General features: G+C 40.3%; 21 protein-coding genes and 6 tRNA genes. 16 read left to right on the top strand and 11 right to left on the bottom strand.

The window, feature by feature from the left end; all coding sequences use genetic code 11:
- Window positions 1–17 precede the first annotated feature (17 nt).
- Window positions 18–884: a peptidylprolyl isomerase gene (locus ATS74_RS07640; protein ID WP_058548320.1), complete on the top strand. Its 867-nt coding sequence runs from the start codon at window positions 18–20 to the stop codon at window positions 882–884.
- 57 nt (window positions 885–941) lie between these two features.
- On the opposite strand, the gene queF is transcribed toward ATS74_RS07640, so the two are convergent.
- Window positions 942–1,787, bottom strand: coding sequence for an NADPH-dependent 7-cyano-7-deazaguanine reductase QueF (queF, locus tag ATS74_RS07635; protein WP_058548319.1), 846 nt, complete (start codon window positions 1,785–1,787; stop codon window positions 942–944).
- Between the two features lie 59 nt (window positions 1,788–1,846).
- Between queF and syd the strand changes: the two genes are divergently transcribed.
- A complete protein-coding gene (syd, locus tag ATS74_RS07630) occupies window positions 1,847–2,386 on the top strand; it encodes a SecY-interacting protein (protein ID WP_058548318.1) in 540 nt (179 codons plus the stop codon).
- Window positions 2,387–2,450: 64 nt separating this feature from the next.
- Here syd and ATS74_RS07625 read toward each other — a convergent pair whose 3' ends face one another.
- The 3 genes from ATS74_RS07625 to ATS74_RS07615 all read right to left on the bottom strand — a co-directional run bounded on the left by ATS74_RS07625 (window position 2,451) and on the right by ATS74_RS07615 (window position 3,846).
- Complete coding sequence (locus ATS74_RS07625) at window positions 2,451–3,224, bottom strand: Zn-ribbon-containing protein (RefSeq protein WP_058548317.1); 774 nt, start codon at window positions 3,222–3,224, stop codon at window positions 2,451–2,453.
- A 13-nt stretch (window positions 3,225–3,237) separates the two neighbouring features.
- Window positions 3,238–3,504, bottom strand: coding sequence for a hypothetical protein (locus ATS74_RS07620; protein ID WP_058548316.1), 267 nt, complete (start codon window positions 3,502–3,504; stop codon window positions 3,238–3,240).
- A 105-nt stretch (window positions 3,505–3,609) separates the two neighbouring features.
- Window positions 3,610–3,846: a DUF2789 domain-containing protein gene (locus ATS74_RS07615; RefSeq protein ID WP_058548315.1), complete on the bottom strand. Its 237-nt coding sequence runs from the start codon at window positions 3,844–3,846 to the stop codon at window positions 3,610–3,612.
- A 257-nt stretch (window positions 3,847–4,103) separates the two neighbouring features.
- Here ATS74_RS07615 and ATS74_RS07610 point away from each other — a divergent pair, with 257 nt between their 5' ends.
- A complete protein-coding gene (locus tag ATS74_RS07610) occupies window positions 4,104–4,736 on the top strand; it encodes a GNAT family N-acetyltransferase (RefSeq protein WP_058548314.1) in 633 nt (210 codons plus the stop codon).
- Window positions 4,737–5,513: 777 nt separating this feature from the next.
- Here the strand turns inward: ATS74_RS07610 and ATS74_RS07605 are convergent.
- Together ATS74_RS07605 and ATS74_RS07600 are read right to left on the bottom strand one after the other, a co-directional pair.
- Window positions 5,514–5,813, bottom strand: a complete 300-nt coding sequence (locus ATS74_RS07605) for a DUF3301 domain-containing protein (RefSeq protein ID WP_058548313.1) — start codon at window positions 5,811–5,813, stop codon at window positions 5,514–5,516.
- Window positions 5,813–6,841 (bottom strand): DUF3549 family protein, encoded by a 1,029-nt coding sequence (locus tag ATS74_RS07600; protein ID WP_058548312.1) that lies wholly within the window; start codon window positions 6,839–6,841, stop codon window positions 5,813–5,815. The genes ATS74_RS07605 and ATS74_RS07600 overlap by 1 nt, the downstream gene beginning before the upstream one ends.
- Window positions 6,842–6,945: 104 nt before the next feature.
- Here ATS74_RS07600 and ATS74_RS07595 point away from each other — a divergent pair, with 104 nt between their 5' ends.
- Genes ATS74_RS07595 through ATS74_RS07585 form a run of 3 tightly spaced genes read left to right on the top strand, consistent with a single transcriptional unit; the run spans window position 6,946 to window position 8,472 of the window.
- Window positions 6,946–7,266 carry a YqcC family protein gene (locus ATS74_RS07595; RefSeq protein ID WP_058548311.1) on the top strand — a complete coding sequence of 107 codons (321 nt, stop codon included), beginning with the start codon at window positions 6,946–6,948 and terminating at the stop codon, window positions 7,264–7,266.
- Window positions 7,259–8,023: a tRNA pseudouridine(65) synthase TruC gene (gene truC / locus ATS74_RS07590; RefSeq protein ID WP_058548310.1), complete on the top strand. Its 765-nt coding sequence runs from the start codon at window positions 7,259–7,261 to the stop codon at window positions 8,021–8,023. Before ATS74_RS07595 ends, truC begins: the two co-directional genes overlap by 8 nt.
- Window positions 8,023–8,472, top strand: a complete 450-nt coding sequence (locus tag ATS74_RS07585) for a flavodoxin (protein ID WP_058548309.1) — start codon at window positions 8,023–8,025, stop codon at window positions 8,470–8,472. Before truC ends, ATS74_RS07585 begins: the two co-directional genes overlap by 1 nt.
- Window positions 8,473–9,007: 535 nt before the next feature.
- Here ATS74_RS07585 and ATS74_RS07580 read toward each other — a convergent pair.
- Window positions 9,008–10,588, bottom strand: a complete 1,581-nt coding sequence (locus ATS74_RS07580) for a LysM peptidoglycan-binding domain-containing protein (RefSeq protein ID WP_058548308.1) — start codon at window positions 10,586–10,588, stop codon at window positions 9,008–9,010.
- A 155-nt stretch (window positions 10,589–10,743) separates the two neighbouring features.
- The gene (gene gloB / locus ATS74_RS07575) at window positions 10,744–11,517 is read right to left on the bottom strand and encodes a hydroxyacylglutathione hydrolase (protein ID WP_058548307.1); all 774 of its coding nucleotides are present in this window, start codon (window positions 11,515–11,517) and stop codon (window positions 10,744–10,746) included.
- A 53-nt stretch (window positions 11,518–11,570) separates the two neighbouring features.
- On the opposite strand from gloB, the gene ATS74_RS07570 reads away from it, so the two are divergent.
- Window positions 11,571–12,344, top strand: coding sequence for a class I SAM-dependent methyltransferase (locus ATS74_RS07570; protein ID WP_058548306.1), 774 nt, complete (start codon window positions 11,571–11,573; stop codon window positions 12,342–12,344).
- On the opposite strand, the gene rnhA is transcribed toward ATS74_RS07570, so the two are convergent.
- Complete coding sequence (gene rnhA, locus ATS74_RS07565) at window positions 12,341–12,805, bottom strand: ribonuclease HI (protein WP_058548305.1); 465 nt, start codon at window positions 12,803–12,805, stop codon at window positions 12,341–12,343. The genes ATS74_RS07570 and rnhA overlap by 4 nt on opposite strands.
- Window positions 12,806–12,873: 68 nt before the next feature.
- On the opposite strand from rnhA, the gene dnaQ reads away from it, so the two are divergent.
- From dnaQ to ATS74_RS07520, 9 genes are all read left to right on the top strand, one after another.
- A complete protein-coding gene (dnaQ, locus tag ATS74_RS07560) occupies window positions 12,874–13,587 on the top strand; it encodes a DNA polymerase III subunit epsilon (RefSeq protein WP_058548304.1) in 714 nt (237 codons plus the stop codon).
- A 9-nt stretch (window positions 13,588–13,596) separates the two neighbouring features.
- Window positions 13,597–14,967 (top strand): TIGR03503 family protein, encoded by a 1,371-nt coding sequence (locus tag ATS74_RS07555; protein ID WP_058548303.1) that lies wholly within the window; start codon window positions 13,597–13,599, stop codon window positions 14,965–14,967.
- Between the two features lie 98 nt (window positions 14,968–15,065).
- A tRNA-Asp gene (locus ATS74_RS07550) sits at window positions 15,066–15,142 on the top strand.
- 41 nt (window positions 15,143–15,183) lie between these two features.
- Window positions 15,184–15,260: transfer RNA gene (locus ATS74_RS07545), tRNA-Asp, on the top strand.
- A 30-nt stretch (window positions 15,261–15,290) separates the two neighbouring features.
- Window positions 15,291–15,367: transfer RNA gene (locus ATS74_RS07540), tRNA-Asp, on the top strand.
- A gap of 38 nt (window positions 15,368–15,405) precedes the next feature.
- Window positions 15,406–15,482 (top strand) — tRNA-Asp (locus ATS74_RS07535).
- A 37-nt stretch (window positions 15,483–15,519) separates the two neighbouring features.
- Window positions 15,520–15,596, top strand: a tRNA-Asp gene (locus ATS74_RS07530).
- Window positions 15,597–15,649: 53 nt separating this feature from the next.
- Window positions 15,650–15,726: transfer RNA gene (locus tag ATS74_RS07525), tRNA-Asp, on the top strand.
- A 224-nt stretch (window positions 15,727–15,950) separates the two neighbouring features.
- Complete coding sequence (locus tag ATS74_RS07520) at window positions 15,951–16,667, top strand: helix-turn-helix domain-containing protein (protein WP_058548302.1); 717 nt, start codon at window positions 15,951–15,953, stop codon at window positions 16,665–16,667.
- A gap of 52 nt (window positions 16,668–16,719) precedes the next feature.
- Here the strand turns inward: ATS74_RS07520 and ATS74_RS07515 are convergent, their stop codons facing one another.
- Window positions 16,720–18,660 carry a S9 family peptidase gene (locus ATS74_RS07515; RefSeq protein WP_058548301.1) on the bottom strand — a complete coding sequence of 647 codons (1,941 nt, stop codon included), beginning with the start codon at window positions 18,658–18,660 and terminating at the stop codon, window positions 16,720–16,722.
- Window positions 18,661–18,929: 269 nt separating this feature from the next.
- Entirely contained in the window at window positions 18,930–21,386 is a 2,457-nt protein-coding gene (gene fadE, locus ATS74_RS07510; protein WP_058548300.1) for an acyl-CoA dehydrogenase FadE, read from the bottom strand.
- Window positions 21,387–21,554 lie beyond the last annotated feature (168 nt).

The raw sequence follows: 21,554 nt of genomic DNA, 5'->3' as shown, positions 1-21,554 counted from the left end.
TGTATTATAAGGATTATATGAAAGCGTTATATTTAGCTGTGTTAATGACAGCATTAACTGGATGTGCTCAGCACTCCCAAACCACAGCAATAGCCGTTAGTGCAAGTGATGTAATAAAAAATGCTAAGGCACATGAATGGCAAACGGTAAGTACACAAAATATTTTAAAAATAACGCTGCCCACGGGCTCAGCTTATATTAAGCTCAACCCTGAGCTTGCACCTAAACATACCGCACATATAAAAGAGCTAGCACGAGAGGGTTTTTATAAAGACACCAGTGTTTATCGTTTTGTTGAAGGTTTTGTAGCACAAGGCGGCGACAGTTCAGGGAATAAAAAAATACAAACAGCGAATAAAACGGTACCTGCAGAGTTTTATTTAGAAACGACTCAGCCATTTAAAATTACTGAGTTAAAAGGCGATGGTTACGCGCCTGTTACGGGTTTTTTAAATGGTTTTGCAGTAGCGCAAAATCAAACACATACACAAACCTGGCAAGTTCATTGTAATGGTGTATTTGCCATGGCGCGTGATAACGATATAAATAGCGCGAGTACGGAGTTTTTTGTAACCATAGGACAAGGGCCGCGCTACCTCGATAAAAACATTACAGTGTTTGGCCGAGTACTTGAAGGTATGGAGCATTTTAACCGCTTGCAGCGCACACCAACCGATGGTGTTGCATTTAACCCCATAACAAATGTGCAAGTATTGGCTGATGTTAAAAACGATAAAAGTGTATTTAAAGTAATGAAAACAGATTCTGTATCGTTCAAGCAACTCATTGATGCTCGTAAAAACCGAACTGAACCATGGTTTGTGCAGTCTTACAATTATGTGGATGTATGCGCGATGCCTATACCGACTAAGCGTATCGATTAGCTAAAAACCAATATTAAAAAAGGAGCCTAAGCTCCTTTTTTAATATAAATTCAAGATTTACTGACGATTAATCTTAACGGCAAACGGTGTATCATTATAGTGCGTTGAACGGTACGGGTTAATATCTAGTCCACCTCTGCGAGTGTAACGTGCATACACTTCAAGCTCTTTAATGTTTAGTTGCGTGGTTAAGTCGCTATAAATGCGCTCTACACATTGCTCATGAAACTCATTATGCGTTCTGAACGATATTAAATAACGCAGCAGCGATTCGCGACATATTTTCTCGCCTGTGTATCTAATAATAATGCTCGCCCAATCAGGCTGAGAGGTTATTAAACAATTTGATTTAAGTAAGTGGCTATGAAGTGTTTCTGTGACTACAGTGTCACTTTGTGCTTTTAGAGAGTAAGCGTCAATGTCGTAATTATCTATCTCGATGTCTAAATCATCAATACACTCACCAGGAAGCGCAGTGCAAGGCAGGCAATTGTAATCATCAGGGCTGTATAGCGTTACTTTTACAGGGCTATTAACAGCATTCGATAAATCGTCAATTAAATGCTGCTTAACCACTTTATTACTTTCAAAGCGAGTTTGATTAAAGCTATTTAGATAAAGCTTGAATGATTTAGACTCAATAATATGGCTGCTTTGACATTCAAAGGTAAATAAAGCCACTGCAACTTGCGGTTTACCTTTAGCATTTAACCACGAAAGTTCGTAACCTGTCCAAATGTCTTGGCCTTTAAATGGCAGCTCGGCTTCATCAATATTTAAAGCATCACGATTTAGCTTGCGCGCAATAGGGAAAAGCAAGCTTGGCGTATAGTCGTCTACATACTCAGTAGATTGCCCTAATACACTGCCTTTAAGGTCTGGAGAATTGCTGTAATCTGTCATGTTTGCTCTTAAATAGTTACAATGGGAACATTATATCTAATTTAATTGAGTTTCACAGTATGTCTGTAGTATTGCTTTTAGAACAACTTCACCATAAATTTATCGAAAATACCCTTAAAAACACCGCTAAGTATCCACTTATAGTGCATGATGAGCAATGGCCAAGCCCGTGTGAGCTTGGTGAGGTTGATGAGCAAGGCAATATTCAATGGCAAGGCGTACGCCAGCAGCCAGCAGGCTCATTAAACGATTTAGCTAAGGCATTGGAGCTTGAATTTCCAAAAGCGCTTAGTGAGCTTTATGGTCATATGTACGGTGGAAGTATTTTGGCAAGTATTGACGGCCATCAAGTCGAGCTATTACAAGCTTGGAATACTGATGATTTCGACATGCTACAACAAAACATAACTGGTCACGTGTTAATGAAGCGAAAGCTAAAACAACCCGAAACAGTGTTTATTGGCTTAACAGATCAAGACGATTTATTGGTAAGTGTTTTAATTCATAGTGGGGAAGTTTGTTTAGAGCATGTTGGCAAAAAAACACATCATGTACTTGCACCAAATATAGAGTCGTTTTTAAAAGCGCTTGAGATTTAAATTATAATTAATAAATCAGCTTAGCGTAATCACTAAGCTGACTTTAAAAACGCATTAGTAGTGGCTACTGAAAATCCCACGACACATTAGACACTAAACCGCACGGCTCACATCTAAAATCAAATAGCCCAAACCAAGGCTCATCTAGTTTCCAATCACTATTACAGCTTGGGCATTTACGTTCAAGTTCAGAGGCTTTATCAACGCCGCCAACACGGTATAAATAATAGTAAACTGGCTTTTTAGTTAAAAAACTTATGCGTTTAGTTATGTCTTTTCCGCGGCGGTATAAATCACTTTGTGTACTCGATATTTCCTCAAGAGCAGGAAACTCACAGCGTGTTGCACCATTAATTTGTATTTGATCGCATGCTTGCCAATCTTCTTGCCACTTAATTAGCGTTTTATAATCGCCATTGGCTATAGCGGGTATATTAAATAGCGGCACGGGTAAAAAGTCATCACCACAATAAAGCGGGCTACAGGTATGCACGTAAGTTGTGTACAAAATATAGCTTGATGGTTCTTTACAGCAATCAGCCCCATTTGAATGAATATCCTGGCCGATAATTTTAACTTTTGGGGCAAGCAAACCTGCACTATTAAGTAGCTCAATACTGTGCTTTACAAACGGACTGTTATTTAGAAGATGCATAGCATCCTCAGTAGGGCACATAACACGGGTGATGAAGTAACCGTCTTTTAACACGGTTGGAAATTCTTCCCCCATTATTTGGCCATTAAAACGCAGGGCATTTACTAAGCGGTTTATTGCTTGTTCGGCTTGTTCTAGGGTGGTGTCTTGGTAGCAATCAAATGTTAAATCAACAACGAACATTTATAGTCTCAAATTATTTTTGCTCTAGCATAGCGAGTAACCTATCAAGCTTTTGCTCAATCCTATCTAGTTGACTAGTTTTAGGTTCGTTATCGCTGGTTTGCTGTGGGTTTTTCATTAAGTTATGAATAGATTCAGGGTTATTTTTATATTGGCTTACTGCAGCAATTATCATTGGCATTGGCACTGATTGAGCTAAGCGGCCTTTTGTGAGCGCAACAGTGGGAGTTTTGCCTTCTTCAAGAAGGACTTTAATTGCATCAAATACAACTGAATTCATTGGGTTATAACTCTTTAATAAATAAATGCGCAGCTAGTAAAGCTGCGCGGGTGCTATGTTAGCAATAAATAGGGGAGGGCACATTAATTAATGTGCCAAATACGATTAGTTACTTTGTCTAATTCTTACATCTAGCTCATCAATTACTTCACTCCACGCGCCATCTTCTTCAAGTGACTCAGCCAAAAAGTGTTGCTGTGCTTCATCCCAAAATGGGGCGTTTTGCAGTAATGTAGTGTCCTCGAGCTCATGGTTGGCAATAAATTCATCTATTTGTTTTTCAGAGTTTGGTAAACCAAGCTGTGCAAATAGGGTGTTTATGTCGTGCTTTGTTGTATCCATAATATAGCTCCATGTAATGATAACAATTTGATTAAATATGCATAGTGCTCAGCTAGAGTCGGGGTTGACTAAGTTAAGTAGTTAGCAAATTTAATGTAATCGATATTAAATTCATCCAAAGTTAGAACATAATTATAAGCTTGGCTAGCTAAACTCTGGCTGAATTGACGCTTTTTTTACTTTAGGTATATAGTTAACTTTAGTTTAATGAGTTTTATTGTTCGGCGTATTTAAAATCAATAATAAGAGGAAACACGATGACTGTAGACACACAAACAGACACCTTTAGCGTGCAGTATTTAGCCGCAGAAGACATAAGCATTGCTGCGAGTCTTATTTATCAGGCTTATCATGACGATCCTATGTTGCAAACGCTGCTTAACTATATTGAAAATAACAAATCCGCTTATGAGAAAAAACTTCGTTCTCTTATTAGAGAAGAGCTCAGTACTTTTTGGCAAGAAAAACAGCCCTTGATAGGCTTATACCGTAATGAAAAGTTAAAAGCTGTGGCGTGTGTATTTGAGTCTAATAGTCAACTGCAAGCCCAGCGCTATTGGCATTGGCGTTTAAAACTTATGCTCAGTGCCGGTTTTTTGCAAACTAACCAATTAATAGAAAAAGAAAAAACTATAAGAGATGCATTAAAAGAGCAGGGTAATTATTACTTTTTAGCATTTATAGCTGTAGATCCACACTTTCATGGCCAAGGGCTCGGTCGATATTTATTAAGAGGGTTAAATGACTTAGTAAAATCAAATTTAAATGCAACAGGCATGGCTGTTTTTGTTACACGTAAAGAGCACTCCGAGTTTTTTAAAACCGAGGGATTTAAAGCACTAAAACAACTTACATTTAATAAAATTGAAGGTGATTTGCTGTTTAAATAAGGGTTTAGATGAATAGTTTGTAAGATTAATTGAATTTTTAGCTATTCATGTGTGAGTAAATACGCCAAAACGGACATTAGGCCGTGAGATATATCCTACATTGACGTGAGTATTAATAGATAAAGGCCTGTGCTAACAGGCCTTTTTTAATTTAAGTTGTTAATATATCTAGCTTATTTTATTTTTGCATATTTATTACACTCATTTATTTTTTGTTAAGTGCTATTACCAAGCCACTTTTGCTTTAAACTTTACTTTGTCAAGACGACATAGCTTAACGATTAAGCTACTGCCAAGGATACGGAATAGGCAACATAGCAGGCGCTAGCAGGAAGCACAAAGGACAAGTTAAAACGGATACAAGGATGAATTAGGAAGTGCAAGAGGCACTTAGTAGCTAGGAGCTACTTTAGGATATTCACGGATGACGCTACAGGAAGTAGCAGGAACGTTAGTTTACGTAGGATGGCCAAGGCGGCAAGAGGAAAATGCAGGATGCATTAAAGTGGCAGGAGCTACTTAAAAGGATTACCACGGATGATGCTACGGTATGTAGCCACGCGTTAGATTACGCAGGTTGACCAGGAAGGTTAAGGATATTGCAGGATGCAATGGGAGGGTAAACAAGGTTGTTTGCTCGTTCAGGGGATGATAATACGGATTTATAGATAAAGGATATCTAGCAGGATGCAGTCCAATTGGGGCGTAACTTTAGTTACGCCTTAGTTTTTTGTATTAAATTTAGTTTTAAGCATTAAAAAAGCGCTTAAAATACTTTTATATTTTATGCGGCGGAACAACCACACTTTTCAAAAACTCATTTTCCATTATAAGCACACCTTGATAAGCATTCTCACCATCGCTTGAAAATTCAAATATAAATTCACTTTTAATACCTGGCTTACCGTTTTTTAAAAAACCAAAACGGCGCTTAGTGCATGCAACACTCATTAGCTGTACTTGTAATTGATCGCTTTGGCGCTTTGCATGAACGTTCGCTGCTTCAGCAACTTTTCGGCTAAGCCAAAATAAATAAATTACACTACCAATAAGTATGAACGTCCATAAGCTTGCCATTAAGAGAATAACCTTCCAATTGCTCGTGCGAGAGTTTCGCTACGATTTTCTTTTCGTAATAAACCTAATAAATGAGGGCGAATAGTGGGTATTGCAACTAAATCGGCAAACACACTAGGAAACAGCTCCGCTATTTCTTGATGTTGTGCACAATTATCCATAAATATGTGTAACCGCTCTGGATCTTCTAACTGCACAAAACAGCGCCCTGCAATGGTTAAAAGTACGTCCGAATCATTACCAAGTGATGAGCTTAATGCTGCATCAACCAGTTGTGTGCTTAGCCCTTGCGCTTGCCCTTTAGACAATGAGCGCAGTGCAGCGGTTAAAGCTATGGTATCGTTATTTTCAATTGCAGCTTGACCATATGCTAATAAAAGTTCACTCAAAGATGTGGGGATTTCAACATGTTCAAGCATTGCGCTAAGTGGTTGTAATACTACAAGCGGTAAATGCGCCCACGCATTTTGTAAGTTGCTTAAATTTGCGTCGTTATCTAGACGTAGTGCAAAATCTGCAATACCTTGAAGTGCAACACTTTGCCAGTTATCAAAGCCAATTTTGCCGCTAAAGTATAATTGTGCGTGTTCGTAATATTGCGAAGCCGGTTGTTTTAATAGCACTTTAAGCTGTGCGTTAAACGCAGCTAACTTATTTGCGTTTGGTGTAAAAACATACGGGTTATTATCGAGCTTACCATCGGCTTGTTCTCCCGTAATTTCAGTGCCTAATGCTTGAATAACCATATCGGCAAAGTGATCGCGACTAGCACTTACAAGCATGCTTTGTTCATCAAGTGGAAACTTTAAAAACCACACGTATGGTTCTTTGCTTGCTTTACTATCCCAAAATTGAATAGCTAGCCATGCATGACCTGCCAGAGGATAAGGGTATGGGATTTGAGCTTGCTCAATGGCTAAAAACTGTTTTTTATCAAGCTTAGTTATATGTCTGCCAATATCAAAAGCACGCCACTGAGTACCTGCACCGTCTAAAAGTTGGCCTAATGTGGCTATGTGTTCGCTCATTGTATTCTCAACTGTTTTTACTGCTAAATTGCCCTAATTATACGCCATAGCGGGCTGTGTGGGAACAGGGTATAATTGCATTACATATATGAAAGAGGGTGGTTATGTACCAGCAAACCCAAGCTTATTTAAATCAGCTCACAGCTCTTTTAAAAAAGCATCAACTTTGGCAAGCTCAGCCAGTAGCCCCTGAGGCATTAAATTCCAGTGTTCCATTTTGTCACGACACGATGGCGTTTGAACAATGGTTACAATTTGTATTTATAGAAAAAGTTCAGCATTTAGTGACTCATCAGCAACCATTGCCTCGTAATTTTGCAATTGCGCCTATGGCACAAATGACCCTTGTGAGTAAAAATGGTAGTAACGAGATTATTGAATTACTAATTCAGCTTGATGCCTTTTTAGGAGAGCCCAATGAGTGAGCGCCCAGAGCCTATTGAATATGGCGAATTGGCTATTTTGTATCAAGATGAGAACTACGTAGCCATAAATAAACCCTCGGGTTTACTAGTGCACCGCTCTTTTTTAGATAAGCACGAAACTCAGTTTGCCATGCAAATGTTACGTGATCAGTTAGGGCAACATGTGTTTCCAGTACATAGGTTAGATAGACCTACGTCGGGTGTGCTGCTATTTGCTTTAAGCTCTGAAGCCGCGCGCGATATGAATCAGTTATTCATTGAAGGTACTATCGCTAAGCGATATTTAGCGCTAGTGCGCGGGTTTGCCCCTGAATCAGTTTTTTTAGACAAACCGCTAAAAGAAGAGCTGGATAAAATAGCTGACAAGTTTGCAGATCAAGATAAAGCGCCACAAGAGGCGCAAACTCAGTTTAATTGTTTGCACCAAGCTGCATTGCCTATTCCTATTGGTAAATACCCAACAGTGCGCTACTCGTTAGTTGAGTGTTTTCCTAAAACGGGGCGTAAGCATCAAATTCGCAGACACTTAAAGCATTTATCGTTACCGATTATAGGTGATGTAAATCACGGCGATAACCAGCACAATCAATTTTTTAGAGAGCATTTTGAGCTAAGACGACTAATGTTATTTGCAACAGAGCTTAGTTTTGTGCACCCTTACACGCATAAACCCATCACAATAAAAGCGCCACTAGGTGAAGACATGCTTAAAATATGTCAGCAACTAGGTTGGCCTGATCAAGAAAAGGATTATTAATGTCACATATTAGTATTTTTGTAGGCAGTGTTAATGGCGGCGCAGAGCGTTTGAGCGATGAAGTGGCCAATACTATTGAGCAAGCAGGCCATACTGCAAGCGTTATTAATGAGGCATCTCTTGATGATATTAAAAATGCATCACATATTTTAATTGTTACTTCAACCACAGGCCAAGGCGATATACCAAGCAATTTAGCGGGGCTGTACTTTGCTATGAATAGCACGTTTCCTATGCTTACCGATAAACCTTTTGGGGTCATTGCTATGGGTGATAGATGCTATGGTGACACCTTTTGTGGTGCTGGTCGCAGCTTTGATGAGCTATTACGCGACTTACAAGCAAAGCCAGTTGGTAATCGCCTAGAAATAGATGCCTGTGAAGATTTTGAGCCATGGCCCGTTACAGAGCCTTGGTTAAAAGCATGGCTAGAAAAACTACCAGCTTAATTTAACCAGAACTCTGGATAATAGACCTATCCCTAGCAGCTATTGACGAGAGAATTAGCCTTGTTTTCACTGAAAATCTCTGGCTAAAGAAAGATAAGTTTAAATATCACATATGATTCAATATGTTAGTAAATGTCTTAACAAGGGCGTGTTGATCTTTGTGGATTGAAATTTGTTCAATCTAGGGGCGATTAAATCGCGGCGCGAGGTTTGTAACCTAGTGGGCTAAGTAAAAACCGAGCAAAGCTTCCGCGTCCTGCTCACGCCCCTTACCTACATCCATGTAGGCAACAAAGAGTTGACCGTCCCTAGAAAGAACCCAGAGGGCAGTGCATGTTTGGCATTTATGCTGCGTTATCGCCTATTTATGGGGAACAACCACACTACATAGGCTCTGCCTTGCCTAAAAACCAAACATACTGCTGCAAATTCGCCCACCAAAGATCAACACGCCCTAGAGTTCAGATTAATTTATTAAATTAAAGTATTAAAAAAGGAGCGCATACGCTCCTTTTTGCTTTTATAGCTCTATAAATTAGCTACTTCTTACGTCTACTTTAAGCTTTAACTTTTGGCCCGGTTGTAAATACTTTTGGCCGGCTAAGTTATTCCACTTAATAATCTCATTAACCGTTAAATTAAACTTAGAAGCAATACGCGCAAGCGAGTCACCACGGCGTACTTTGTAGGTAATGGTACGATTAGTACTTGCGGTTGCTTGTGGTTTACTTGCTGATTTATAGACAGTTAGCTTTTGATTTAATCGCAGTACTGAGTTTTTCTTCAGTTTATTCCACGACGCAAGTTCGTCCATTGTTACATCATACTCGCGGCTTATATCCCAAAGTGTATCGCCACTTTTAACCGTGTGCGATAACTTAGTGCGAGTTGCTTTATTTGCTGCTAAACGCATTTGTTTAGGTAAATGTTCGCTATTAATTGCACCATCGGTAAGCGGTACTAACAGTTCCTGGCCTACGCGAATAGTGTTTGATTTTAATTTGTTAAGCGAGCGAATTGCACTGCTACTGGTGGTAAACTTTTTAGCAATAACAGAAAGGCTATCGCCACGAGCGACAGTGTACTGTTGCCAGCGTAAGCGATCTTTTACATCAGTAAGTGCAAGTTTTTGGCTAAACTGCTCTGCTTTATCGGTAGGTAATAATAAAAAGTGCGGCCCATTAGGATCCGTTGCCCAGCGGTTAAAGCCAGGGTTTAACCTGTAAAGCTCAGTAAGCGTCATATCAGCCATATCAGCAGCAAGCGCTAAATCAATCTGTGAGCCTACATCAACCACTTCGACTACTTGTGCATTGATCACCGGTTGCCACTTAACGTTAAAGTCGTCAGCACGCTTTAATAAATCGGCAAGTGCTAATAGCTTAGGTACGTATGCTGTGGTTTCACTTGGTAAATCTAGTGACCAAAAATCGGTTGGTAAATGTTTTTTACGATTCTTTTTAATCGCGCGCATCAAACGCCCTTCGCCCGAGTTATACGCCGCAATAGCGTTTAACCAATCGCCTTCAAGGGTTTTATGCAAATATGATAAGTAATCAAGTGCAGCACGTGTCGATTGAACAATGTCGCGACGACCGTCATACCACCAGTTTTGCTTTAAATCAAAACGCTCACCTGTTGCTGGCATAAACTGCCAAATACCTGAAGCGCTTCTATTAGAGTAACCAAATGGGTCAAAAGCACTTTCTACAATAGGGAGTAATGCAATTTCTATTGGCATTTCGCGTTTTTCTACTTCTTCAACAATAAAGTGAAGGTAAGGCTCTGCACGTTTAGAAATACGATCTAAATAAGCTTGATGGCGAGCGTAGTAATTTCGCTCGGTAACAACAGGGCGGTTTTGTGGTACGTCAATAGAAAGCTGGTAACGAATACGTTCCCACACGTCATCAAAAACGGGAGCTTCTTCGTCTTCACTATTAACTTGTTGATATTGTGCGTTTACCATCAATGCATTGTTGATATCGTTAGGGCTTGCGCCTTCAAGCTTTTGGTTTGTTTGAGTAGCGACTTGAGAGTCAGAGTCTAAGGTTGTAACCGTTTGACAACCACTTAGCGCAAGCGCCAAGGTAATTAAAAGAGGAGATTTATTCATAAATACCAATACATCGGGTAAAAAACTCGGCGAATACTACCCGTTATGAGTCAACATTGCCACTTAGTGACCACTTTAAACGCGAAGAGAAAATCATGCCCCAATGATAAAGGCATGATTTTAATATAAAATATAGCTAGCTATTAGATTATGCGTTAAAAATTGTCTTTGAACTTTCTCAGACTAGCAAAGTTTTCCCAAGGTTCATTGTTTTTTGTAACCAAAAGGAATTCTTTTGGTAATAATTCAGTAATAGTAGGTAAGTCACTGCGCATAAACGGGTTTATTTTAAGCTCTTGGTCAATATTACTTGGTAACGTTATTTCATCTTTACTACGAAGTTCATCTACTTTTTTGCTATATTCGAGTAGCTCAGGGTTACGAGGCTCTACTGCTTTTGCAAACGCTAAGTTAGCCTGAGTATATTCATGAGTGCAATACACCTTACAGCTTTTTGGTAATTCACGCAGTTTATTGAACGAGTTCCACATTTGCTCGCTTGTCCCTTCAAATAATCTACCACAGCCACCGCTAAATAAAGTATCGCCAGTAAAAGCGAGTTCGTCGTGGGTATAACAAATATGATCAAGCGTATGCCCAGGCGTGGCTACAATATTAAATGGCACATTAAGTACTTCGATATTATCGCCATCAATTAGAGTATGAGTAATACCATCAAAAGGACTATTGGCGGGGCCGTAAACAGGGATATTTGCAAATTGCTTAACTAGATCAGCTACGCCTCCGGTGTGGTCGCTATGATGATGGGTTATTAAAATGCCAGCTAATGATAAGTTATGTTCAGCTAAATGCGTAATTACAGGCCTTGCGTCACCTGGGTCTACTACCCATGCTTGGTTACTATTATGAGTGGTTAAACACCAAATATAATTATCAGAAAAGGCTTTAATTGCTTTGACTTGCACCATGTTACAATGCTCTATAAAGTGACAGTTAACACATAGTATAACGAGCTCATAAAATGAAACCAGCCCTTAGTTTTCAAGAAGGACCTAAACCGCTGTCATGGCAGCAGTTCCCTCATGGTGACTATTTACGATCTGACATTGAACGCAAAATGGATCAATGGTTACCGCGTATGTTTGGTTATCACATGCTAAAACTAGGTAATTTAAGTGGTGAAATTAATACAAGTGTTAGCACCATTAAGCATCAAGTGTGCGTTGCAGAGCCCGGCCCCTATACAGGTGTTGTGGCCGATATCGACGAATTACCTTTTTACGAGCACAGTGTTGATGCGTGTATTTTAAGCCATTGCTTAGAGTACCATTCAGATCCGCACCATATTTTACGCGAGGCACACCGCACGCTAATACCTGGTGGTTATATTGTTATTACCGGTTTTAACCCATTTAGCTTATGTGGGCTTGCGCAAATGCTGCCGTTTAGTGGTCAAAAACTTCCATGGACAGGGCGGTTTTTTACACCTGCCCGTGTTAAAGATTGGCTTAACTTATTAGGATTTGAAATAGTGAGTGATGAGCGATTTATTTACTCATCGCTAGCAAGAGGTAACAGGTTGTCGCGTTTTGAATTTTGGCGCAGTTTTGCCAAACAATATTTAAAACCTATGGGGAGTGTGTATATGCTGGTGGCACGTAAGCGAGTGGCCCCGCTTACACCTATAAAGCCTAAGTGGCATGCAAGGCCGCAGTTTGCGCCAGTAAAAGGGGCAGGGCTTAGGCAAACCTCAAAGCAGCACTTTAAGCGCTGCGATGAAAAAAATAACAATTAAGGCTGATAACCTACATCTTCAAGTAAATCTTTACTGCCTGCGGCATCGCGAGCTAAATCGTCAACTATTTCGTTGTACTTATGGCCACTATGCCCTTTAACCCACTTCCATGTAACATTATGTTCGCTACAGGCTTTATCTAGACGTTTCCATAAATCTACGTTTTTAACCGGTTTTTTCGCAGAGGTTAACCAACCGCGCTTTTTCCAATTAGCTATCCACGATTCAATGCCTTGCTTAACATATTGGCTATCGGTTGTGAGATTTACCTCGCATTCACGCGTAAGTGATTCTAAGGCTACAATCGCTGCGAGCATTTCCATGCGGTTATTAGTTGTTAATTTATAACCTTGGCTTAATTTTTTTTCGTGACCGTTATAAATCATAAAAATACCATAACCACCAGGGCCCGGATTACCTAAACATGAGCCATCGGTATAAATCTCTACGGTTTTTTGCACTGTTTTACCTTGATATTATGTACAATAAAGTGATTATAGAAAGATACCAGAGTCAGGCTAAATTCGATATGGCACGTAGACAAATAGTTTTAGATACAGAAACCACCGGCATCGACCCTAAACAGGGTCACCGCATTATAGAAATTGGTTGTGTAGAGTTAGTAAACAGGCGCTTAACCGGCAACAATTTTCACGTTTATATAAATCCACAACGTAGTATTGAAGAAGAAGCGATAGATGTTCATGGTATTACCAACGAATTTTTACGTGATAAACCCCTTTACCGTGACATAGCGCAAGAGTTTTTTGACTATATAAAAGGGGCAGAGCTGGTTATTCATAACGCACCGTTCGATGTGGGCCATATGGATAATGAATTTGCGCTGCTTAATCAGGGTTACCCTAATACCCACGATTACTGCCAAGTTCTCGACACCCTTAAAATGGCGCGTGACTTGCATCCTGGTCAAAAGAATAATCTTGATGCTTTGTGTCGTCGCTACGATATAGATAACGCAAAACGAACATTGCACGGCGCTTTACTGGATTCTGAAATTTTAGCCGATGTTTACCTTGCCATGACAGGTGGGCAAACAAAGCTAAACTTAAATCAAAATAAAGACGATGGCAGCGAGCAACAAAAAGGCGGCATAAGACGTTTAAACCCAAATAGGGCGCCTTTAGTTGTTTTACGTGCAAACGACGCTGAGCAAAGCGCACACGAAGCACGACTCGATCTTGTCAATAAAGAAGGCGGCCAATGTTTATGGCGCGCTGAATAAGGCTAACCAATGAAAACGATGTATTTTGTTAGTGCGTTATGCGCCGCCAGTTTATTTGCTGGAAGTGCTTATGGCGTTAAGCAAGTAGAAGTGCTCAAACGTGACGGGCATCAAAATGAAATCCCCTTATTAGAAAATCGTTTTCGTATAGATAGTAAAATTGAAGAAATAACCCTGCTGTTTTTTAGAAAGCCAGGCGCACCGGCTGTTATTTTAGTTAGGCCAGATGGCAGTAAATACTTTGCAACTGAAGCCGTAAGAAACCCCGACCTCGATTGGTTTGACGAGTTAACCTACGATTTGGTTACAATAAAAAATCCTATGGCCGGTCCATGGCAGGTTATTGGCAGTATTTTACCAAACAGCCGAATTGTAGTGCTTGGTGAAGTATCTTTAGAGGCGCAGCCACTCCCTCCTATGTTATTTAGAGGGGAGACAATTAAAATTACCGGTAAAATTCTTAATGACGGTGAGCCAATAGATGCTGAGCTATTTAGGGATGTAGTAAGCCTTAATGTAGATTTTGTAAGTACCAATAACGAAAACTTTGCTAATTTTGGTTCAGGGGTACAAGAAGTCGCCGAATTTAAAGATGACGGGCGCGGATTTGACGAACGCGCTAAAGACGGCATTTTTACCGGAGAGTTTACGTTAGACTTTCCTGCTGGTGAATGGACGCCAGAGCTTTACGTTGCAACGCCTCTATTACAGCGCCGTATTGTACAAGACACGATAGAAGTGCACGAACCTCCCTTTTCAACAAACGTTACCCTAGCAGAGCAAGACACTGACGAGCATAAACTGACAATAACGATAGACCCAAGCGTCGTTAAGCCAGAAACCGTCATTATTCAGGGTAAAATTTATTACCCTAATAACGAAGAGCAAATGTTTACCATAGATGCTGCTCCTAATGACTCGCGCCAACTTAACGTTAAAAATTATGATTGGGGTCGATACAGTGTTGAGTTATCTGTTTTTGGCACAAATATAAACGAGCGTGAGTTTATGGCGACGCTACCAACCTATAAATTTGAAATAGAACGTCCTATAGTTGCGGTGCCTGAAATTGATCCGGCAACGATAATTGCGCCTGAGCAAATGAAAGCAAGTGAGCCTGTAGATGAAAAAATAGCCACTTCAACAATTGTTAGCTTAATAATAGGGTGTAATATTCTTATTTTATTACTTGGCTGGTTAGCAATTCGTGTATTTGTTCAGAAAAAACCAATCAAATTTAAAGTTAAGCTGCCTTTTTTAAATAAAAAGAAAGCAGCTGATGGTGAAGTTACCAACACAGAAAAAAATCAAGTTGGCAAAAATGGTTCAAAAAATGACAAATCAGGTGAAATTTTAAACCTTTCGATGTCAGATGACTAAAAAACCTATAAAAAAACAAAAAAGCCCTTGACGAAATAGGGGCTGGTTCGTATTATTCACGCCGCTGTCAGGGGAGACTCAGACAGCAACGAAAATGCGGAGTGGTAGTTCAGTTGGTTAGAATACCGGCCTGTCACGCCGGGGGTCGCGGGTTCGAGTCCCGTCCACTCCGCCAACTCTTACACAACATATGGTTGTAAAACATATTCTTATTATGGAGTGGTAGTTCAGTTGGTTAGAATACCGGCCTGTCACGCCGGGGGTCGCGGGTTCGAGTCCCGTCCACTCCGCCAATAAGAAAAATAACAGTTTAAATATGCGCTGGAGTGGTAGTTCAGTTGGTTAGAATACCGGCCTGTCACGCCGGGGGTCGCGGGTTCGAGTCCCGTCCACTCCGCCACTATTTAAACACTGTTATGTTACAAAAATTTGTATGCTGGAGTGGTAGTTCAGTTGGTTAGAATACCGGCCTGTCACGCCGGGGGTCGCGGGTTCGAGTCCCGTCCACTCCGCCAACAAATTTAGTAATGACAAGTAATATGATATCTCTGCGGAGTGGTAGTTCAGTTGGTTAGAATACCGGCCTGTCACGCCGGGGGTCGCGGGTTCGAGTCCCGTCCACTCCGCCATTTGATATCGTAACAAAATTAGTAAGTGCATTACCCCATGCACATACCACTGCGGAGTGGTAGTTCAGTTGGTTAGAATACCGGCCTGTCACGCCGGGGGTCGCGGGTTCGAGTCCCGTCCACTCCGCCACTTGTTATTTCCTCAATAACAAGATTATGAAATTATTTCATATTTCTTTTAATAAAACATACTTTGGCTATCAGCTATCAGCTATCAGCTATCAGCTATCAGCTATCAGATCGACTCTTTTATACTAACCTGCTAATATTTCTTGTTATTCTTCATTATTCAGCTTCATATATCTGCATGAATTACCAAGAATCTAACCTCACTTTTAAAAAGGAAGCATTAAGATGAGCACATTAGGTCAACAATTAAAGCAGCTACGAAATAATAAAAAACTGAGCCAGCCAGAGTTCGCTCAGCAAGTGGGGATAGAGCAGAGCTATTTATCAAAACTTGAAAACGATAAATCAATTCCCTCGAATGAAATATTTAGATTTTTATTGATTGCATTAGATCTTTCAATTGATGAGTTTATGAAGCCGCTTGTATCGAGCCATGATAAAGCTAGGCTGATGCAAATACCCGATGTAGAAGTGTGGTTTAAAAGTAAAGCTGTAAAGAGTTCTGCTGCACAGCGAAAAATTATATACCTCGCTATGTTTTTGATTGCTTTTGGCTGTGCATTATTTTATGCAGGACATAAAAACTATCTGTTCAATGAACGCTTTTACGAATACAAATCACTGGGTGTGATCAAAAAAGATGAACCTCTGAATATTTATACTCATTGGAGCAATTATATTATTGAATCAAACCGCGAGAAAAGAGAAGAAAAAGGGCGGGAAATACTAGCCAGAAGAGTACAAAGTTTTAAGTTAATGGATAAGTATGTTGGTGAGTCATTTGTCGAAGCCGTTGAGGGAGGTAAACGTGTTTATAGTGCAGATGAAATCTCGCGAACAATGCCACATGCAGGCAATAGCTGGCTCGAATTTATCGGCATATTTGCCGCTGTATTTGGTTTGGTGTTTGCTTTACTGGAACCTAGATTAACCAAACAGTAAAAAGCCTGCGTACAAGAAAACGCAGCAGGCTTTAATATAAATTGGTCTACAATTACCCTTGTGGGCCAAATGACTCTTTTAAGTAAGTATCTAAAAAGTTTAAATAAGCGTTAGAAGCGCTGATACGGTTTTCTTTTTTAGTAAAACCATGGCCTTCATCTTCAAACAATACATATTCTACTGGTACGCCATTGGCTTTGACTGCGGCAACGAGTTCATCGCTTTCAACTTGTAAAACGCGCGGATCGTTAGCGCCTTGTATTACCATTAAAGGTTTTGTAATGTTTTTAGCATGAAATAATGGCGATATAGCACGATGACGCTCACCGTCTGTCGCAGGATCGCCCATTTCATCGTATAAGGCTTTTTTAAAACTCTCCCACCATGGTGGAATTGAGTTAAGTGTTCTTACCCAGTTAGTCACCCCAAAAATATTAATACCTACTTTGAATTCTTCTGGTTCAAAGGCAAGTGCAGCTGCGGTCATAAACCCGCCGTAACTACCTCCCATGATGCCAATTTTTTCGCTATCGACCCAATCTAAACTTTGAAGATGCTTTTTACCGTACACAATATCTTGTAAGTCATCTGTGCCGTGCTTTTTATCATCCAAATGAAAAAATGTTTTACCGTATCCTGAACTACCACGGTTGTTAACGGCAAAAATAGCATAGCCATGATTAATTAAGTGCTGCTGTGTCGCGCTGTAACCAGTACGGCTTTGTCCACCAGGGCCACCATGCACCCAAATTAGTGCTGGCACTTTATTAGTGCTACTTGCTTGTTTGGGCTTGTACAAAACACCAGGTACCTCTAGCCCATCAAAACTTTTAAAGCGTACAATTGTGCTTTGTACTAAATTACTTTGATTTATTTCTTTGCTAAGTGAATTAGTTAGTTGTTTGGCGCTAATACCACCGACTTGCCATACAAATAAATTACTTGGGGATGTGTCAGAGTTCAAATAAAACGCCATGGTTTTCTCGTCACTTGAGAAATTTACACTGCGTAAATTACCATTGGGTAGGGTGGGCATAGCGACTTGTTTACCTGTACGAGTATCTAAAATAGTTACTTTAGTACTGGCATCGGCATTTACTCCACTTACTTGGTAGCGTCCAGATTTAGAAAAATAAATAAAGTTTACGTCCCATTCGTCTTCTAAAGCCGGGCTATGTTTCTCTGTCGCTAACTCATAGCGCCACACTTGTGAAAATTCACCTTTTGCGTCTGTAGAGTAGTATAAATATTTACCGTCAGTAGAGAAGGTTTCAGGTGTATATTGTGCGGGATCATCATGCTTAGATATAAGTTGTGGTTTAAGGGATTTTTTATAAGTGTCGAGAATGTATGTATCACTGTCTTTATTGGTATTATTTTTAGATAAAGCAATAAAGCGTCCATCAGGGCTAATGGCGCCAACATCTAATCCGAGTTCATTTTGATAAACAGGAGACATTTCATAGGTTTCACTATCTACGCGATATAAATCCATAAATTTGGCATCGCGCTGATTACTGGTGATAAAAAATTGGTTAGCATCTTTGGTAAAGCCTGCAAAGCTCGCGCGGGTTTCTTCCCCTGGGGTTAAATCCTTTATTGACCCATCAACTTCACGCACGTAGACATGATATCGCTCGTTACCGCCTGAGTCTTTGGTAAATAATACGCGCTCATCATTAGGGAAGTAGCGTACAGGGTAGGTACTGTCTTCAAAATTGGTTAAGCGTTCTTTACTGCCTGTTTTAACATCGACCTCATATAAACTATAAATACCGCTTTCATCGCTACTAACGAGAATTTTTTCACCAGAAGGTGAAAAACTACTACCTATAAAGGATGTAGTATCAAAAAAAGTGTTTGCACTGTATGTCTGTATCGCTTGTGCTGCTGAGGTTTGTTCAGCAATAACATGTGTTGTATCGCTCGATTGGCTACAGCCAGCGAGTGCAATTGCACATGCTAGTGCGCCAAACTTAAGTGTTTTGTTCATTAATACAGTCCTTGAATTATTATTAGCGTATTTGAGTGTTGCTCGTACATTTTTTAAACGCAAGCTTTGGAGCTTATTCAAGGCTTAATAAAGTGTTACAAAGCGTGTATTAGATGAGTGATTAGTAAGCTTTATAATGTATTGGTAGGTTTTATATTTTTTGATACTGATCGAGCTTAAAGTTATTGCTTTAAGCTAATTAAAATTGAGTACAAAAAAGCCAGCGCTAGAGCGCTGGCTTTTGCTATTCAGATGCTTAGCTTGGTTGATTAAGCTGCATCTGCCTTTTTGTCTTCGCTTTTACGTGCGGCTTTGCCTGCCAATAAATCAGCTGGCTCAAAGTCGTCAACGTTAATTACGTCTAGACGGGCTTTTTCTACAGCAGCTAATTTGTCAGCTTCTGCTTGACTTAATATGCCAGCTTCAAGACCCATTTGCGCTACTTTATCAAGTTGGAAGAATGGCAGTTTAAGGCCTTTCTCTTTACATACTCGCTCAAATAACGGCTCTACAGCCAGTACGTCTTTAAGTGTTTGCTCTTGACGGCCTACTAAATTAAGAGGTTCGTCAGTTAAGTAAACATAGCTTGCTAAACGGTTACGCGTTTCGCTAGGTACTTGTAGTAGTTGTGCTAATTTATGCTCAAGTTTGTCTGTAGGTTTACGAACCGGGCGACCAAATGGGAATAACAATACTTTTAGTACGCCACGTAGTGGGGCAGATGGCATGTTATTGATTAAATCAGCAAGGGCACGTTGGCAGTGGTAAAGATGATCCTGACAACTCCATTGTACAAGTGCAAAATCTTCTTTTTTACGGCCTTCATCGTTGTAACGTTTAAGCGTTGCAGACACTAAGTAAAGGTAGCTTAGTAAGTCACCTAAACGTGCAGAAATACGTTCTTTACGTTTAAGAGAGCCACCAAATACTGCCATGCTGATGTCAGACATAAGTGCTAAAGAGGCACTAAAGCGAGACGCGATTCGGTAAAACTCAGCCGTTTCATCTTTATAAGGTACGCTTGTAAAACGTGCACCTGTAAGTGCAAGCCACTTAGTACGTACAAGGTTCGACATAGTAAAGCCAATGTGGCCCATTAGCGCTTTATCAAATACGTTAAGCGCTTCTTCGCGGTCTTCAATTTCACATGCACCAAGCTCTGTTAGTACAAATGGGTGACAGCGAATTGCACCTTGACCATAAATAATCATATTACGGGTCAAGATGTTTGCACCTTCAACGGTAATGGCAATAGGTGCGCCTTGATAGCCACGACCTAAATAGTTATTTGGCCCAAGCATGATGCCCTTACCGCCAAGTACATCCATTGCATGAATGGTTGAGTCGCGCATTTGCTCAGTAAGGTGGTATTTAATAATAGCTGAAACAACCGATGGCTTTTCACCTAAATCAACTGCGCCGGTAGACATGCTAACCGCTGCATCAGAGCTGTAAGCGTAACCTGCAAGTTTAGCCAAAGACTCTTCAACACCTTCCATTTTACCAATAGGTAAACGGAACTGACGACGAATACGGCTATAAGCACCTGTAGCTAAAGCGATAGTTTTAATGCCACCGGTTGAATTTGACGGCAATGTGATTGCACGGCCAACCGATAAACACTCAACCAGCATACGCCAGCCTTGGCCTGCCATTTCTGGTCCGCCAATAATGTAATCAAGTGGTACAAATATGTCTTTACCGCGAGTTGGGCCATTTTGAAATGGTACGTTAAGCGGAAAGTGACGACGTCCAATTTCTACTCCAGGAGTATCTGTTGGAATAAGTGCACAGGTAATACCCGGCTCTTTAACATCGCTTAATAAACCGTCTGGATCTTGTAGTTTAAATGCAAGACCAAGCACTGTAGCTACTGGTGCAAGTGTAATGTAACGCTTATTCCACGTAAGGCTTACACCTACAACTTCTTCGCCGTTCCATTGTCCTTTACACACAACACCGTAATCAGGAATTGAGCTTGCATCAGAGCCAGCCTCTGGCGAGGTTAGTGCGAAACAAGGGATTTCTTTACCGCTCGCTAAGCGCGGTAAGTAATGATCTTTTTGCTCTTTTGTACCATAGTGCTGTAATAATTCACCCGGGCCTAAAGAGTTTGGTACACCAACAATTGACGAAAGCAGTGTTGATTTACTCGTTAACTTTTGAAGCACACAAGATTGTGCAAACGCAGAGAACTCTAAACCGCCGTATTCCTTTTTGATGATCATGGCAAAAAATTGATTATCTTTTAGGTATTGCCATACATCTTGAGGAAGGTCAGTAAGCTCGTGCGTTGCTTCCCAATCATCTAGCATGCTACAAACTACTTCTACAGGGCCATCAATAAAGGCTTGTTCTTCAATAGTAAGTTTAGGGATTGGGTATTGGTGTAGCTTTTTCCAATCTGGGTTACCACAAAATAAATCAGCTTCCCACCACGTAGTACCGGCATCGATTGCTGACTTTTCTGTGTCAGACATGCTTGGCGTTACTTTTTTAAAGGTAGAAAAAATAGGCTTGATTATATATTGCTGACGAATGCCAGTAACAGAAAGAGGAACCGCGATGATCAAAAAGATCAACCAGCTAATTAAACCAAAAGCACCCGCAAAGGTACCAATTAATAAAGTTGCGGCAGAAACACCAAGTGCTGTGTTCCAACTCGCTCTGTGGTAAATCGCGATGCTGAGCAATACGATTAAACCGAGTGTAAATATGAGTGTCATTGCTTATTCCTTAATAGAGGTCAGACCACCTCAGTTAGAGTAGCGCTAGTGAGCCTAAGTTTCAAGTACATTACAGTGATAAATTATAGTCGAAATAGCCATAATTAATTCACAGCTTCCCTTAAAGAGGAACGAGCATGCATTGCCACTGCATTTAATTCACCGATT

It is taken from the genome of Pseudoalteromonas sp. H103 (assembly GCF_001469205.1).
GTDB lineage: Bacteria > Pseudomonadota > Gammaproteobacteria > Enterobacterales > Alteromonadaceae > Pseudoalteromonas > Pseudoalteromonas carrageenovora.
The sequence above is the reverse complement of the archived record's forward strand: the minus strand, read 5'-3'. Positions and strand labels throughout refer to the sequence as shown.